Origin of the sequence: Streptomyces sp. NPDC047028 (assembly GCF_040644095.1) — a bacterium.
GTDB lineage: Bacteria > Actinomycetota > Actinomycetes > Streptomycetales > Streptomycetaceae > Streptomyces.
Genome location: NZ_JBEYVS010000040.1, coordinates 1 through 14,898 on the forward strand (window position 1 = coordinate 1; position 14,898 = coordinate 14,898).

Consider the following 14,898-nt stretch of genomic DNA (forward strand, 5'->3'; position numbering starts at 1 on the left):
CATGATGACCGAGAACGGGGTATCAACATATCTGGCGTTGATTTTTGGCACGCTGTTGAGTTCTCAAGGAACGGTCGCTTCCTTTGTACTCACCCGAGAGACTCTCTCGTGGCTTTCCTCCGGGCGCTTCCCTTCGGTGTTTCAAACTCTACCAGGCTTTTTCCGTCTCCCTGACCACTCATCTGCGGACATGCAGACAGCGACCCTGGATAGGATCTGACGAGTTTGGTTGCTGCTGAGCGAGGACGCTCGGTCGCGCCGCTCTCCCTCAAGCAGGAGCACGACTGTACACGCGGCGCTGAACTGCGTGCAAATCCGCGGGGTTGGTGGTCTAGACCACTTGCTGGTAGCTTCGATCCGGAACCGCCACTTCATTTGACATACGCTGCTGCTCAGTGCGCCGTCCGGGACAAACAGGGACGACCCATCTGCAGCTCCACTCCTTGGGAGGCTTCCCATGACCACCGTGACGTCCCCTCTTGCAGGACGTGCCATCGGACTGGCCGCCGTGCCGGATCCGGTCTTCTCCGGGGCCATGGTCGGCCCGGGCACCGCGATCGACCCCGTCCGTGAGCCCTCCGAGGCCGTGGCGCCCGTGGCCGGCGTCATCGTCTCCCTTCATCCGCACGCCTTCGTCGTGGTCGACGAGAGCGGTCGCGGCGTACTCACTCACCTCGGTATCGACACCGTGCAGCTCAACGGCGAGGGCTTCGAACTGCTCGTCAGCAAGGGCGACACCGTGGCCCGCGGCCAGAGCGTCGTGCGCTGGAACCCGGCCGCCGTGGAGGCGGCTGGGAAGTCGCCGGTGTGCCCCGTCGTGGCGCTGGAAGCCACCGCCGAGTCCCTCGCCGACCTCAGTGAGAGCGGCGATGTGAAGGCCGGCGACCAGCTCTTCGTCTGGAACTGACAGCACTGCCGTCTCGCGACGGCCCCCAGGACAACCACGGCGGCGGGACCTGCCGCACTACCGGAGACGGGTGAGATGGAGACAACGCTGCGAGGCGTCGGTGTGAGCCACGGTGTGGCGATCGGCGAGGTACGGCACATGGGAACGGCGGTCCTGGAACCGCCGGCCAAGCAGATCCCGGTGGAAGAGGCGGAGCGCGAGCAGGGTCGTGCCCGCAAGGCCGTGGAAGCTGTGGCTGCAGACCTCATGGCGCGCGGCAACCTGGCCGGGGGCGAGGCCCAGGCGGTGCTGGAGGCCCAGGCCATGATGGCTCAGGACCCCGAGCTGATGGCGGATGTCGAGCGGCGTATCGCCGTTGGCAGTACCGCGGAGCGTGCCGTGTACGACGCGTTCGCCGCGTACCGGGAGCTGCTCGCCGGCGCCGGTGAGTACCTGGCCGGGCGCGTGGCCGACCTCGACGACGTGCGGAACCGTATCGTCGCCCGGCTGCTGGGCGTGCCGATGCCGGGTGTCCCGGACAGCGACGAGCCGTACGTCCTGGTCGCCCGGGACCTGGCTCCGGCGGACACCGCGCTGCTGGATCCGACCCTGGTGCTCGGTTTCGTGACCGAGGAGGGTGGGCCGACCAGTCACAGCGCGATCCTCGCGAGGGCGCTGGGTGTTCCGGCGGTGGTGGCGCTGCCGGGCGCCGGTGAGCTGGCCGAGGGCACGGTGATCGCCGTCGACGGCAGCACCGGTGACATCTTCGTGAACCCGAGCGAGGAGAAGAAGGCGCAGTTGAAGGCGGCGGCCGCCGAGCGCAGGGCCGCCCTGGCCGCCTCGACGGGGCCGGGTGCCACCGCTGACGGGCACAAGGTGCCGCTGCTGGCCAATGTCGGTGGTCCGGCGGACGTGCCGGCGGCGGTGGAGGCCGGTGCCGAGGGCGTCGGGCTGTTCCGTACCGAGTTCCTGTTCCTGGACGACAGCAAGAACGCGCCGTCCGAGGAGAAGCAGGTGGACGCCTACCGGCAGGTGCTGGAGGCGTTCCCCGAGGGCCGTGTCGTGGTGCGGGTGCTGGACGCCGGCGCGGACAAGCCGCTGGACTTCCTGACGCCGGCCGACGAGCCGAACCCTGCGCTGGGCGTGCGTGGTCTGCGGACGCTGCTGGACCATCCGGAGGTCCTGCGCACGCAGTTGACGGCGCTGGCGAGGGCCGCCGAGGGGCTGCCCGTGTACCTCGAGGTCATGGCGCCCATGGTGGCGGACCGTACGGACGCCAGGGCGTTCGCGGACGCGTGCCGTGCTGCCGGGCTGCGGGCGAAGTTCGGTGCGATGGTGGAGATCCCGTCGGCCGCGCTGCGCGCGCGGTCGATCCTGCAGGAGGTCGAGTTCCTGTCGCTGGGGACCAACGACCTGGCGCAGTACACGTTCGCGGCCGACCGGCAGGTGGGCGCGGTGTCGCGGCTGCAGGATCCGTGGCAGCCCCCGCTGCTCGACCTGGTGGCGCTGGCTGCGGAGGCGGCGAAAGCCGAGGGCAAGAGCTGCGGGGTGTGCGGTGAGGCCGCGTCGGACCCTCTGCTGGCGTGTGTGCTGACGGGTCTGGGAGTCACCTCCCTGTCCATGGGTGCGGCGTCGATTCCCTATGTCCGGGCGACGTTGGCGAAGTACACGCTGGCGCAGTGCGAGCGGGCCGCTGCGGCCGCTCGTGCCACGGACAGCGCGGAGGACGCGCGCGGCGCCGCGCAGGCGGTGCTGTCCGGCGAGTGAGGTCGGGCCGGTGCCTGCGGTGCCGGTGTCCAGGGGCGCCCCGCCTTCGGGTGGGGCGCCCCTGGTGCGTTCGGTGACGGGTGCGTTCAGTGACGGTGACCCGGGGTGGTGTTCTCCTCTCCGAGGTCGGGTGGTGTGCCGTAGTCGACGCCGGGTTCCGGGGAGATGAGTTCGCCGGTTTCGACGTCGGTGCAGTAGGCGTCGAAGACCTCGGCGGCGGTGAGCGGTTCGAGTCCGCCGCCGCGCAGTCGCCATCCGTAGACGCGGTCGGCGGTGCGGGGTGTGCTGGCGCGCAGCACGATTCCGCCGGGGCTGCGGGTGGCGAGGCCGAGGGCGAGCACGCTGGTGAATTCGAGGGTCTCGGCCTCGTCGAGGCGGGTGCCGCCGTCGGTCTCGGCGTCGGCGTTCAGGACGGAGAGGAGTGTCTCCGGTGGTCCGGAGACACTGCAGACGATGTGCCGGTCGCCGGGTGGGGCGGTGTCGAGGATGCGGACCAGGATGTCGGAGGCGCGGCTGAAGGCGGCGCGGCCGATGTCCTCCCCGCAGCTGGGGCAGGGGCCGAGGCGGGTCAGGAGGGCGGTGGCGTACTCCCAGGTGGCCTGGCGTACGGCCTCGTCGACGAGGGCAGGGAGGAGTGCGGCGAGGGGCTGGCCCTCGTAGGGGATGGTGGCGCCGGTGGTCGCCAGTTCGGCGGTGAACCGGGAGCGGCTCGTGGAGGCCTCGGGGTCGAGGCCGGTGGCCGCGCAGAAGTCGGCGTACTCCTCGGGGTCGAAGAGGGCCAGTGTGGTGTGGTTGCCCTGTCCGGCGCGGGCTTTGAGGAGGGCCTCGACCTGCTGGAGGTAGGTGGTGTGGTCGGTGAAGGTGAAGCTGCGGTAGCGCCGCATGGCGTGGAAGTCGTGTTCGTCGGTGATCAGGCCGATGGTGCCGGCGATCTCGCGGCGCAGGACGCGTCGCATGGTGTCGTGAGCGGTGTTCGCCATGGTTTCCCCCAAGTGCGCGGTCGATCGATGCTCACTCACCGTAACCGCGGGCACTGACAACGGAGCCGCCGAACGGCCCCGGCCCGGCCATCGCCGGGTCCGAGGCCGCTTGCGGAGGGTGGCGGGCCGGCGGGCTCAGGCGCGCTTGCGGGCGAGTTCCTCGTAGAAGTCGAGGAGGCCTAGGTTGTCGATCGAGCCGGGGTTGACGGCCTTCAGCAGGGGCGTGCCCTGCAGGAGGCGCTTGACCGGGACTTCGATGCGCTTGCCGGTGAGGGTGTGCGGGACGCCGGGCACCTCGATCACCTCGTCGGGGACGTGGCGCGGTGAGAGCTGTTCGCGGATGCTCTGCCGGATGCGGTTCAGCAGCCCGTCGTCGAGGACCGCGCCGGGCGCGAGGTGTACGAACAGCGGCATCCAGTAGCCCCCATCGGGCTGTTCGATGCCGATGACGAGGGATTCCTTGATCTCGGGCAGGCGTTCGACGACCTCGTAGATGTCGGCCGAGCCCATGCGCACCCCCTGCCGGTTGAGGGTGGAGTCGGAGCGGCCGTGGATGATCACCGAGCCGCGCGAGGTGAGGGTGATCCAGTCGCCGTGGCGCCAGACGCCGGGATAGGTGTCGAAGTAGCTGTCGTGGTAGCGGCTGCCGTCGGGGTCGTTCCAGAAGCGGATCGGCATGGACGGCATGGGGTTGGTGACGACGAGTTCGCCGACCTCGTCGACGAGGGGTTCACCACTCGGGTCCCAGGACTGCAGGTCGGTGCCCAGGCCGGGCGCCTGGAGTTCGCCTGTGTACACCGGGAGGGTGGGCACGGCTCCGGCGAAGCAGGAGCAGACGTCGGTGCCGCCGCTGACGGAGGCGATCCACAGGTCGTCTCGGACCTCGTCGTGCAGCCAGCGGAAGCCGTCGGGGGGCAGGGGGGAGCCGGTGGTGGCGACGCACTGGACGCGGGAGAGGTCGAAGTCGCGGGAGGGGTGCACGCCCGCCTTGCGGCAGGCCATGACGTACGCGGCCGAGGTGCCGTAGAGGGTGGCTCCGGTGCGTTCGGCGATGCGCCACTGGGCGCCCGTGTCGGGGTAGCCGGGGCTGCCGTCGTACAGGACGATCGTGGTTCCCGTGAGCAGGCCGGAGACGAGGAAGTTCCACATCATCCAGCCGGTCGAGGTGTACCAGAAGAAACGGTCTTCCGGGCCGAGGTCGCAGTGCAGGCCGAGCTGCTTGAGGTGCTCGACCAGGATGCCGCCCTGGGACTGCACGATGGCCTTGGGCAGGCCGGTCGTACCGGAGGAGTAGAGCACCCACAGCGGGTGGTCGAACGGGACCGGCTCGAAGACGGGCTCGGTGTCGGCCGACGTCAGCGCCGCCCAGTCCAGGGTGCCCTCCGGGGCGGGGGTGCCGAGGAGGGGGATGTGGACCACGGCTCGCAGGGTGGGCAGTTCGCGGCGCAGCTCGGCGACGACCTCGCGGCGGTCGTGCTCCTTGCCGCCGTAGCGGTAGCCGTCGACGGTGAACAGGACGACCGGCTCGACCTGCTGGAAGCGGTCGAGCACGCTGCGGGCGCCGAAGTCGGGGGCGCACGAGGTCCACACGGCGCCGACGGCGGCCGTGGCGAGGAGTGCGACGACCGCCTGGGGGATGTTCGGGAGGTAGCCGCTGACACGGTCGCCGGGGCGTACGCCGAGGGCGCGGAGTTCGGCGGCGAGTGAGCCCACCTGGCGGCGCAGCTCGGACCAGGTCACCGGGGTCGGCTCATGGGCCTCGTCGACGTACAGCAGCGCGGGTTCGGCCGGGCGCTCGCCGGCGGCGCGCAGAGCGTGCTCGGCGTAGTTCAGCGTGCCACCCGGGAACCACTGGGCGCCCGGCATCGTACGGTCGCCGAGCACGCGCGCGTAGGGCGTGGAGAACCGGACGTCGAACCACTCGGTGACGGCTTTCCAGAAGGTGTCGAGCTGGTCGACGGACCACCGGTGGAGGGCCGGGTAGCCGCCTTCCGCGGGGGCACCGTGGTGCTCGGCGGCCCAGGCCTGGAACCGGGTGATCCGTGCCTGCGCGATCCGCTGCGGATCGGGCTGCCAGAGCGGCTGTGGGTTGGCGGTCGACATCGGGCTGCTCCTGGACTGTGCGCGTCGTGTGCGTCGGTCCGCGCACGTGCCGGGGTGTGCGCGTGACGCGGCTGACAGGGACGATGCCACGTGATCGACTTCCGCACCAGGGCACGTCCCACATCGTCCGTGTCGTGAAGATCTTGGCGGGGTCCGGATGAACGGCGGCTGAACGCCACGCGCGCGTGGGCCGGGCGGTGACAGGGTGAGCGGCATGGACGGTCGTGACCTGGTGCGTTCGGTGGGTGTGGTCGGTGCGGGGAGGGCGGCACGGGGGTGGCACACCGTGCGGGCCGCTTGGCGGATGCGGCGGAGCGACGCCACCGGGCCGGCGCCGCGGGGTGCGGAGCGCGCTCGGGTACCGGGGTCGGTGGTCGAGGCCGAGCCGGGGCCGGGCGGAGGCGTGATCCGTTTCGCCCGCTCCGAGCTGCGGGTCGCGGTCGCGGTCAACGGGGCCGTGTTCTGGGGCTGGGACGGGGCTCGCGCGGAGCCGTCGTACGCGCTCGCCGGCGGGTGCCCCGAGCCGGACCCGCGGGCGGTGCTGGAGCCGGACAAGGACGGCGGCCGGCGGGTCGTGGCCGAGCGGGTGACGGTGGTCGTCTCCCGGCACGGTGCGATCGAGGTGCGCACGCCCGGTGGGGTAGTCCTGCGGCGGGACCTTCCGCCGCGTTGGTGGGAGCCGGTCGGTGGGGGTCAGGGGCGGCGGTGGACGCAGCGGTCCGAGGTGGCGGCGGACGCCCGGTTCTTCGGTCTGGGTGGCCGGGCCGGCGGGCCTCGGCTGCGGACCGGGACGTACCGGCTGTGGAACACCGCTCCGGGCCGTGCGTTCGGCTGCGGCGACGATCCGCTGTACGTGACCATGCCCGTGCATCTGGTGGTGGCCGACGCCGGCGCGCACCTCGTGTTCCACGACAGCTCGTGGGACGGCACGGTGACGCTGCGGGAGGGCGAGGAGGGGGCCGGGTCGGGGCACGACCTGGCGGGGTGCTGCGAGGTGCGGATGGACGGCGGTCCGCTGCGCTGCTGGGTCATGGTGGGCACTCCCGCGCGCGTACTGCGCACGTGGGCGTCGCTGACCGGGGCGCCCGCGCTGCCGCCGTCATGGGCGTTCGGCCACCATCACGCGCGCCGGAATCTGGGCGGCGGGCAGGAGGTGCGGCGCATGGTGTCGGGCTACCGGGAGCATGCCCTGCCGCTGGACGCCGTCCATCTGGACGTCGGCCGCCCCGCGGGGCGGCAGGTGCCCCCCGGCGACCGCGAGCGCCTCGGGGATCTGCCTGTGCTGGCGGAGGAGTTGCGCCGCGACGGGGTCCGGCTGGTGGCCACGGTGGGTCCGGCCGTGCCTGTCTCCCGCGGCGACGGCGTGTACGACAGTGGTGCGGAGGCGGGCGCGTTCGTCCGGGATGCCGCGGGGCGGACGGTGCGGGGCGTGGGGCGGGCCGGCGAGTCGGTGTATCCGGACTTCACGCACGCGCGCGTACGTGACTGGTGGGGCGGTCTGTACGAGGAGCGGCTGGGGCGGGGCGTCGCGGGCTTCTGGCACGACATGAACGAGCCGACGTCGTTCCACGCCTTCGGTGGGTCGACGCTGCCGCGTTCGGCGCGGCACGCGCTGGAGGGCCGCGGTGGTGATCACCGGGAGGCCCACAACGTGTACGGCCTCTGCATGGCCCGGGCCGGCTACGAGGGGCTGCGGGCTGCCTCCCCCCGGCAGCGGCCGTTCCTGTTCTCGCGGTCGGGCTGGGCGGGCATGCAGCGCCATGGCGGCGCCTGTTCGGACGGTTTGGCGACGGGGTGGCCGGGGTTGCGCGCGTCCCTGTCGCTCGTGCTGGGGCTCGGGCTGTGCGGGGTGCCGTTCTCCGGGGCGGATGTGGGCGGCTCCGACGGCCGTCCGTCACCGGAGTTGTACCTGCGGTGGTTGCAGCTCGGCGCGTGGCTGCCGTTCCTCCGTACGCACGCGGGTGGGCGCGCGGGGAGCGGGGAGCCCTGGGAGTTCGGTCCGGATGTGCTGGCGCACGCGCGCGTGGCGTTGCTCGGACGCCGTCGGCTGCTGCCTTACCTCATGACGCTGGCGCACCTGGCCCGGCGTACCGGCGCACCCTGTGCACGGCCGCTGTGGTGGGGGGCTCCGGAGGACCGGGTTCTGCGTGAGTGCGAGGACGCCTTCCTGCTGGGTGACGGTCTTCTGGTGGCCCCGGTGCTCGGTCCGGGGGTGGACCGTCGTGTGGTGTGCCTCCCGCGGGGGCGCTGGTACGACACGGCGACGGAGGTGGCGTACGAGGGGCCGGGGCGGGTTCTCGTGGACGCGCCGCTGTCGCGGATCCCGGTACTGGCCCGCGCGGGGGCGGTCGTTCCCGTGCGCGGGGAGGACGGCGGGCCGGTGCTGGAGGTGTGGGCGCCGGCGCCGGGGCAGGCCGGGGGTGGGCTGGTCGTGCCGGACGCGGGAGACGGCGTGGAAGACGGGTGGGACGAGCCGGAGATCGAACGCTACGTCGCCCGTCGTGAGGGCCGTCGGGTGGTGGTGGCACGGGAGCGGGAGGACGGCGTGACGGAGCCGCCCTGCCCGGTGCGTGTGCGTGGGCTCGGCTGAGGGGCCCGGCTCAGACGTAGCGGCCCTCGAACCAGGCCCGCACGGCGAGGGTGTGCAGGGGGAAGGCGAGTTCCTCCGGTCGGCGCAGCAGGTGCCATCCCTCGGTCTCGGCGGTGGTGCCGGACGGGGGGAGCCCCTCGGCCGGGCGTTCCGGAAGCAGTCCGAACAGCAGCAGGTGGCCGTCGGGTGAGCTCATGGCGTCGGCGAGGCGCACCTCACGGGCGGCCGCGTCGATACCCGTCTCCTCCTTGAGCTCACGGACGACGGCCTGTTTCCAGTCCTCGCGGTCGTCGACGTAGCCGCCGGGCAGTGCGGTGCCCCCGCGCGCGGGTGCGATCGTGCGGGTGATGACGACGAGGGCCGTGCCCTTGGTGTCGTAGACGGGCTGGAGGGCGACCGCGACCGGCAGGGGGTTGCGGTAGGCGACGGTTCCGCAGGAGGGGCAGGTGCGGGGCCAGCCGGTGACGCCCTCGCCATAGAGCGCCCCGCAGCTCGAACAGTGTGAGTTCGGCTCGGAGTTGGCCGTTGAGTGCTGAATTTCGGACACGCGCGGACTGTATCCGATCAGAGGAATGGCGTCTTCCGTCATCGGGGTTCTGCCGGTCGAGAGCGTCCGGTCGGGACGTACGGGGCGGCCTGCCCATTTCCGGCTGCCCGTGGCACACTTCTGACGTCCCGTCAGATTCGCTTGTCAGGGAGGGGCTTTGCCGCGCACAAGCACGCCCGCGGTCTCCGGCTGGTTCACCGGCGAGGGGGACGAGTTCCGGCTCCTGGGCACCCGCTGTTCGTCCTGCGCCTCGGTGTTCTTCCCCCGCGAGGACATCCACTGCCGCAATCCGCACTGCACGGGGGGCACGCTGGAGGAGGTCCCGCTGTCGCGAAAGGGGCGCGTCTGGTCGTACACCGACAGCAGATACCGCCCTCCGTCACCCTATGTGAGCAATCCGGAACTTCCGTGGGTGCCGTACGCGTTGATCGCGGTGCAGCTGGAGGCCGAGCGGATGGTGGTGCTGGGTCAGGCGGTTCCCGGGGTCACCGTCGCCGATCTGACGGTGGGCATGGAGGTGGAGGCCGTTCCCGGCGTGCTGTACGCGGACGCGGAGACGACCTGGACGACCTGGCACTGGCGGCCCGTGGGGGTGACGGCATGACGGAGGACGTGGCGGTGCTCGGCGTGGGCATGCACCCCTGGGGCAAGTGGGGGCGCGGCTTCGTCGAGTACGGAACCGCGGCGGCGCGCGCGGCGCTGACGGACGCGGGGCTGCGCTGGCGGGACGTGGGTTCGATCGTGGGCGCGGACACCATGCGTGGCGGCTACCCCGGATACGTCGCGGGTGCCTCGTTCGCCAAGGCACTGGGCTGGCAGGGAGCCCGGGTCGCCAGTGTGTACGCGGCGTGCGCGTCCGGGGCGCAGGCGATCGCGACCGCGCGGGCCCAGATCCTGGCCGGGCTCGCCGACGTGGTGCTCGTGGTGGGGGCGGACGCGGCGCCCAAGGGGTTCTTCCGGCCGGCGGGCGGGGACCGGCCGGACGACCCCGACTGGCTGCGCTTCCGTCTGCTGGGGGCGACGAACCCGGCGTACTTCGGGCTGTACGCGCGGCGGCGGATGGCGGTGCACGGGGACACCCTGGAGGACTTCGCGCTGGTCAAGGTGAAGAACGCCGCCCTCGGGGCGCTGAACCCGTACGCGCGCTACCGCAAGCGGGTCACCGCCGAAGAGGTCGCCGCATCCGCCGTGGTCGCCGATCCGCTTCGGCTGCTCGACATCTGCGCGACCTCCGACGGCGGTGCGGCCCTGGTGCTGTCCGGCCTGGACTTCGCTCACCGGCACGGAGTCGCGCGCCCGGTACGGATCCGGGCGGTCGCGACCGTGACCCCGCGGTTCCCGAGCACGGTGCTGGACCTCCCCGACATCGCCACGGACTCCGCGGTGTCGGTGGCAGCTCCCGAAGAGGGCTTCCGGGCCTCCATCGCCCGCTCCGCCTACGAGGAGGCGGGTATCGGCCCGGAGGACCTGTCCCTGGCCGAGGTGTACGACCTGTCCACCGCGCTGGAGCTGCAGTGGTACGAGGATCTGGGGCTGTGCGGCGAGGGCGAGGCCGCCAAGCTGCTCCGGGAGGGCGCGACGTCCCCCGGCGGTCGCATACCCGTCAACCCCAGTGGCGGACTTGCCTCGTTCGGCGAGGCCGTGCCGGCCCAGGCCATCGCCCAGGTGTGCGAGGTCACCTGGCAGTTGAGGAACGCCGCGGCCGGACGGCAGGTGAGCGGGGCGCGGGTGGGCATCACGGCCAACCAGGGGCTGTTCGGGCATGGTTCGTCGGTGATCGCCGTGCACTGACCGGCGGCTCAGCTGGTAAGGGCCTGACCGCGTTCGGAGGCGTACGCCATCGCGTGCTGGACGACCCCGATGAGCACCTCCTTGACGGACTCCCGGTCACGCGCGTCGCACAGCATCACGGGCACGTTCTCGTCCAGGTCGAGGGCCTGACGGACGGCCTCGGCCGGATAGCGGTCGGCCCCTTCGAAGCAGTTGACGCCGACGAGGAAGGGGATGGATCGCCGCTCGAAGTAGTCGACGGCGGCGAAGCAGTCCTCCAGGCGGCGTGTGTCGGCGAGGACCACGGCGCCGAGAGAGCCCTCGGACAACTCGTCCCACATGAACCAGAAGCGTTCCTGCCCGGGTGTGCCGAAGAGGTACAGCACCAAGTCCTCGCGCAGGGTGATGCGGCCGAAGTCCATGGCCACGGTGGTGGTGTGCTTGCCCTCCACGCCCTCGGTGTCGTCGACGGGGCGCCCGGCCTCGGTCAGTGACTCCTCGGTGCGCAGCGGCCTGATCTCGCTGACCGAGCCGACTAGGGTCGTCTTGCCCACGCCGAAGCCGCCGGCCACGAGGATCTTGAGCGTGACGGGCTCGACCGGGGACGTGCCGCGCTCAGAACGCCCGAAGATCATCCTTCTCTTCTCCTGCTTGATGGGGGTCGGGCGACGGTCGGCCGTAGCCGCCGCCACCGGGGGTCTCGATGACGAGTACGTCACCGGGGGCGACGTCCGCCGAGCCGCTTCCGCCGAGTTCGGTGACCGTACCGTCGGCCCGCTCCACCCGGTTGGCGCCGAGCGCGCCGGGTGCGCCGCCCGCCATGCCGTAGGGCGGAACGCGGCGGTGCTGGGAGAGCGTGGAGACGGTCATGGGTTCGAGGAAGCGGATGCGGCGCACCGCGCCGTCGCCGCCGTGCCACCGTCCGGCGCCGCCGCTGCCGCGCCGGACGGCGAACTCGTCGAGCCGGACGGGCAGCCGCCACTCCAGGACTTCCGGGTCGGTCAGCCGCGAGTTGGTCATGTGGGTCTGGACGACGTCGGCGCCGGGGAAACCGTCTCCGGCTCCGGAGCCGGAGGCGACGGTCTCGTAGTACTGGTGGCGTTCGTTGCCGAAGGTGACGTTGTTCATCGTCCCGGACCCCTCGGCCTGGACGCCCAGTGCGGCGTAGAGGGCGCCGGTCACGGCCTGGGAGGTCTCCACGTTGCCGGCGACCACGGCGGCGGGGGGTTCCGGGGCGAGGAACGAGCCGGGCGGGACGATGATGTCCAGGGGGCGCAGGCAGCCGTCGTTGAGGGGGATGTCGTCCGCGACGAGGGTGCGGAAGACGTACAGGACGGCCGCGTTGACGACGGAGAGGGGGGCGTTGAAGTTGGTGGTCAGCTGCGCGGAGGTGCCCGTGAAGTCGATGGTCGCCCGTCGTTCGGCCCGGTCGACGCGCACGCGGACGCGGATGACGGCACCGGAGTCGGTCTCGTAGGCGTATGCGCCGTCGTCGAGGGCGTCGATGACGCGGCGGACGGATTCCTCGGCGTTGTCCTGCACGTGCCGCATGTAGGCCTGGACGACGTCGAGGCCGAACTCGGCGATCATGCGGCGGACTTCGTCGACGCCCTTGCGGTTGGCGGCGATCTGCGCCCGCAGGTCGGCGAGGTTCGTCGGGACGTTGCGGGAGGGGTGGGCCGCCGCCGTGAGCAGACGGCGAGTCTCGGTCTCCCGGAAGCGGCCGTTCTCGGCGAGCAGCCAGTTGTCGAAGAGGACGCCCTCCTCGTCGATGGTGCGGCTGTGGGCCGGCATGGAGCCCGGGGCGATGCCACCGATCTCGGCGTGGTGGCCGCGTGAGGCCACGTAGAAGAGGATCTCGGGGTCACCCTCCGTGGCGTCGGCGGAGTCGCGGTCGAAGACCGGGGTGATCACGGTGACGTCGGGCAGGTGGGTGCCGCCGTGGTACGGGTCGTTGACGGCGTAGGTGTCTCCGGGGCGCATCCCGGTGGCGCGGCGGCGGATGACCTCCTGGACGCCGGCTCCCATGGAGCCCAGGTGGACGGGGATGTGGGGGGCGTTGGCGACCAGGTTGCCGTCGGGGTCGAAGAGGGCGCAGGAGAAGTCCAGGCGCTCCTTGATGTTGACGGACTGGGCCGTGGACTCCAGCCGGGCGCCCATCTGCTCGGCGATGGACATGTAGAGGTTATTGAAGACTTCAAGCAAAACCGGATCGGTTTCCGTGCCGAGTTCGGAACTCTGTGTAACCGCCGCGCGTTCCATGAGCAGATGCCCGTCGTCGGTCGCGGTGGCCCGCCAGCCGTCGTCGACGACGGTCGTGGCACTGGCCTCAGTGATGATCGCGGGTCCGGTGACCGTCTCGCCGGGAGGAAGGCCATCGCGGCGGTGGAGGGGTACGTCGCGCCAGGCGCCGCCGGTGTGGAGGCGCACGGTGTCGGCGGCCGCGGGACGGCCTTCGTACGGGGCGAGGGCGGAGAGATCGGGGGGTTCGGTGATGCCTGTGGCTTCGACGGAGAGGGCTTCCACGACGACCGGGCGATCGAGGGTGAAGGAGTACGTGGCGCGATGACGCTCTTCGAAGGCGTGCAGCATGGTGTCCGGCTCGGACAGCTCGACGGTGAGGGTGGTGTCGGTTCCGTCGTAGCGGAGCTGGGCGCGGCGGATGACCCGGATGTGCTCCTCGGGGACGTCCTCGGCACCGAGTTCGGCGCGGGCGGCGGCCTCCAGGTCGTCGGCGGTCTTGCGGATGCCCGGCATGGCGGCGGCGCCCAGGGTGGCCTCGACGGACTGCTCGCGCATGGCGGTGGTGTCGGCGAGGCCGATGCCGAGGGCGGACAGGACCCCGGCCATGGGGGGCACGAGGACGGTGCGGATGCCGAGGGAGTCGGCGACCCGGCACGCGTGCTGTCCGCCCGCCCCGCCGAAGGTGGTGAGGACGTACCGGGTGACGTCGTGGCCCTTCTGCACGGAGATCCGTTTGACCGCGTTGGCGATGCCGGCGACGGCGATCTGCAGGTAGCCCTCGGCGACCTGTTCCGGGGTGCGGTCGTCACCGGTCCGCTCGCGGATCTCCCGGGCGAGGGCCGTGAACCGGTCGTGGACGAGGGCGGCGTCCAGGGGGCGGTCGCCGTCCGGGCCGAACACGGCCGGGAAGTGGACGGGCTGGATGCGTCCGAGCATCACGTTGGCATCGGTGATGGTGAGCGGGCCGCCGCCGCGGTAGCAGGCGGGGCCCGGGGTGGCGCCCGCGGAGTCGGGTCCGACGCGGTAGCGGGAGCCGTCGAAGTGCAGGACGGATCCGCCCCCGGCCGCGACGGTGTGGATGTCCAGCATGGGCGCGCGCAGCCGGACTCCGGCGATCTGGGTGGTGAACACGCGCTCGTACTCGCCTGCGAAGTGCGAGACGTCGGTGGAGGTGCCGCCCATGTCGAAGCCGATGACGCGGTCGAATCCGGCAAGCTGCGACATGCGGGCCATGCCGACGATGCCGCCGGCCGGCCCGGAGAGGATGGCGTCCTTGCCGCGGAACTGTCCGGCCTCCGTCAGGCCGCCGTTGGACTGCATGAACATCAGGCGCACATCGTGCAGTTCGTCGGCGATGTGCCGCACGTAGCGGCGCAGTACGGGCGAGAGGTAGGCGTCGACGACGGCGGTGTCCCCACGCGGGACGAGCTTCATCAGGGGGCTGACCTCGCTGGACAGCGAGATCTGCGGGAAGCCGACGTCCGCGGCGAGCGCGCCGATCGCCTGCTCGTGGGCGGGGTGGAGATGGCTGTGCAGGCAGACGACGGCTACCGCGCGGATCCCGTCGTCGTACGCCTGCTGGAGCTCTTCCCTCAGCCCGCCCAGGTCGGGGGCCCGGAGCACGGCGCCGTCGGCGGAGATACGTTCGTCGGCTTCCACGACGCGTTCGTACAACAGTTCCGGCAGCTCGATGCGCCGGGCGAAGATGCGGGGGCGGTTCTGGTAGGCGATGCGCAGGGCGTCGCCGAATCCCCGGGTGATGACGAGGAGAGTGCGCTCGCCCGTGCGTTCCAGCAGCGCGTTGGTGGCGACCGTGGTGCCCATGCGGACGGCGTCGACGGGCTCCGCGGAGCCGTCGAGGAGTTCGCGTACGCCGGCCACGGCCGCGTCGGCGTACCGCGCGGGACGGTCGGACAGCAGTTTGTGGGTGAGCAGCCGGCCGTCCGGGCGGCGCGCGACGATGTCGGTGAACGTGCCGCCCCGGTCGACCCAGAACTGCCAGCCTGTCACG

General features: G+C 71.8%; 11 protein-coding genes. 6 read left to right on the forward strand and 5 right to left on the reverse strand.

Annotated features, from left to right (window positions below; genetic code table 11):
- From ABZ854_RS29065 to ptsP, 3 genes are all read left to right on the forward strand, one after another.
- Positions 1 to 220 (forward strand): hypothetical protein (locus ABZ854_RS29065; RefSeq protein WP_361216396.1); only part of this gene is annotated, 220 nt, incomplete at its 5' end.
- A 237-nt stretch (positions 221 to 457) separates the two neighbouring features.
- Positions 458 to 907, forward strand: coding sequence for a PTS glucose transporter subunit IIA (locus tag ABZ854_RS29070; protein ID WP_361216399.1), 450 nt, complete (start codon positions 458 to 460; stop codon positions 905 to 907).
- A 75-nt stretch (positions 908 to 982) separates the two neighbouring features.
- The gene (gene ptsP, locus ABZ854_RS29075) at positions 983 to 2,653 is read left to right on the forward strand and encodes a phosphoenolpyruvate--protein phosphotransferase (RefSeq protein WP_361216402.1); all 1,671 of its coding nucleotides are present in this window, start codon (positions 983 to 985) and stop codon (positions 2,651 to 2,653) included.
- 86 nt (positions 2,654 to 2,739) lie between these two features.
- Here the strand turns inward: ptsP and ABZ854_RS29080 are convergent, their stop codons facing one another.
- Both ABZ854_RS29080 and ABZ854_RS29085 read right to left on the reverse strand, forming a co-directional pair.
- Positions 2,740 to 3,633 (reverse strand): hypothetical protein, encoded by an 894-nt coding sequence (locus tag ABZ854_RS29080; protein WP_361216405.1) that lies wholly within the window; start codon positions 3,631 to 3,633, stop codon positions 2,740 to 2,742.
- Between the two features lie 135 nt (positions 3,634 to 3,768).
- Complete coding sequence (locus tag ABZ854_RS29085; RefSeq protein WP_361216408.1) at positions 3,769 to 5,736, reverse strand: acetoacetate--CoA ligase; 1,968 nt, start codon at positions 5,734 to 5,736, stop codon at positions 3,769 to 3,771.
- 214 nt (positions 5,737 to 5,950) lie between these two features.
- On the opposite strand from ABZ854_RS29085, the gene ABZ854_RS29090 reads away from it, so the two are divergent.
- The gene (locus ABZ854_RS29090) at positions 5,951 to 8,326 is read left to right on the forward strand and encodes a glycoside hydrolase family 31 protein (RefSeq protein ID WP_361216411.1); all 2,376 of its coding nucleotides are present in this window, start codon (positions 5,951 to 5,953) and stop codon (positions 8,324 to 8,326) included.
- Positions 8,327 to 8,336: 10 nt separating this feature from the next.
- Here ABZ854_RS29090 and ABZ854_RS29095 read toward each other — a convergent pair whose 3' ends face one another.
- On the reverse strand, positions 8,337 to 8,873 hold the full coding sequence (locus tag ABZ854_RS29095) for an NUDIX domain-containing protein (RefSeq protein WP_361216414.1): 537 nt from the start codon (positions 8,871 to 8,873) through the stop codon (positions 8,337 to 8,339).
- A 157-nt stretch (positions 8,874 to 9,030) separates the two neighbouring features.
- Here ABZ854_RS29095 and ABZ854_RS29100 point away from each other — a divergent pair, with 157 nt between their 5' ends.
- On the forward strand, positions 9,031 to 9,477 hold the full coding sequence (locus ABZ854_RS29100; protein ID WP_361216416.1) for a zinc ribbon domain-containing protein: 447 nt from the start codon (positions 9,031 to 9,033) through the stop codon (positions 9,475 to 9,477).
- Positions 9,474 to 10,664 (forward strand): lipid-transfer protein, encoded by a 1,191-nt coding sequence (locus tag ABZ854_RS29105; RefSeq protein WP_361216420.1) that lies wholly within the window; start codon positions 9,474 to 9,476, stop codon positions 10,662 to 10,664. Before ABZ854_RS29100 ends, ABZ854_RS29105 begins: the two co-directional genes overlap by 4 nt.
- A gap of 8 nt (positions 10,665 to 10,672) precedes the next feature.
- Here ABZ854_RS29105 and ABZ854_RS29110 read toward each other — a convergent pair whose 3' ends face one another.
- A complete protein-coding gene (locus ABZ854_RS29110; RefSeq protein ID WP_361216423.1) occupies positions 10,673 to 11,278 on the reverse strand; it encodes an ATP/GTP-binding protein in 606 nt (201 codons plus the stop codon).
- Complete coding sequence (locus tag ABZ854_RS29115; protein WP_361216426.1) at positions 11,259 to 14,897, reverse strand: hydantoinase B/oxoprolinase family protein; 3,639 nt, start codon at positions 14,895 to 14,897, stop codon at positions 11,259 to 11,261. Before ABZ854_RS29115 ends, ABZ854_RS29110 begins: the two co-directional genes overlap by 20 nt.
- Position 14,898 lies beyond the last annotated feature (1 nt).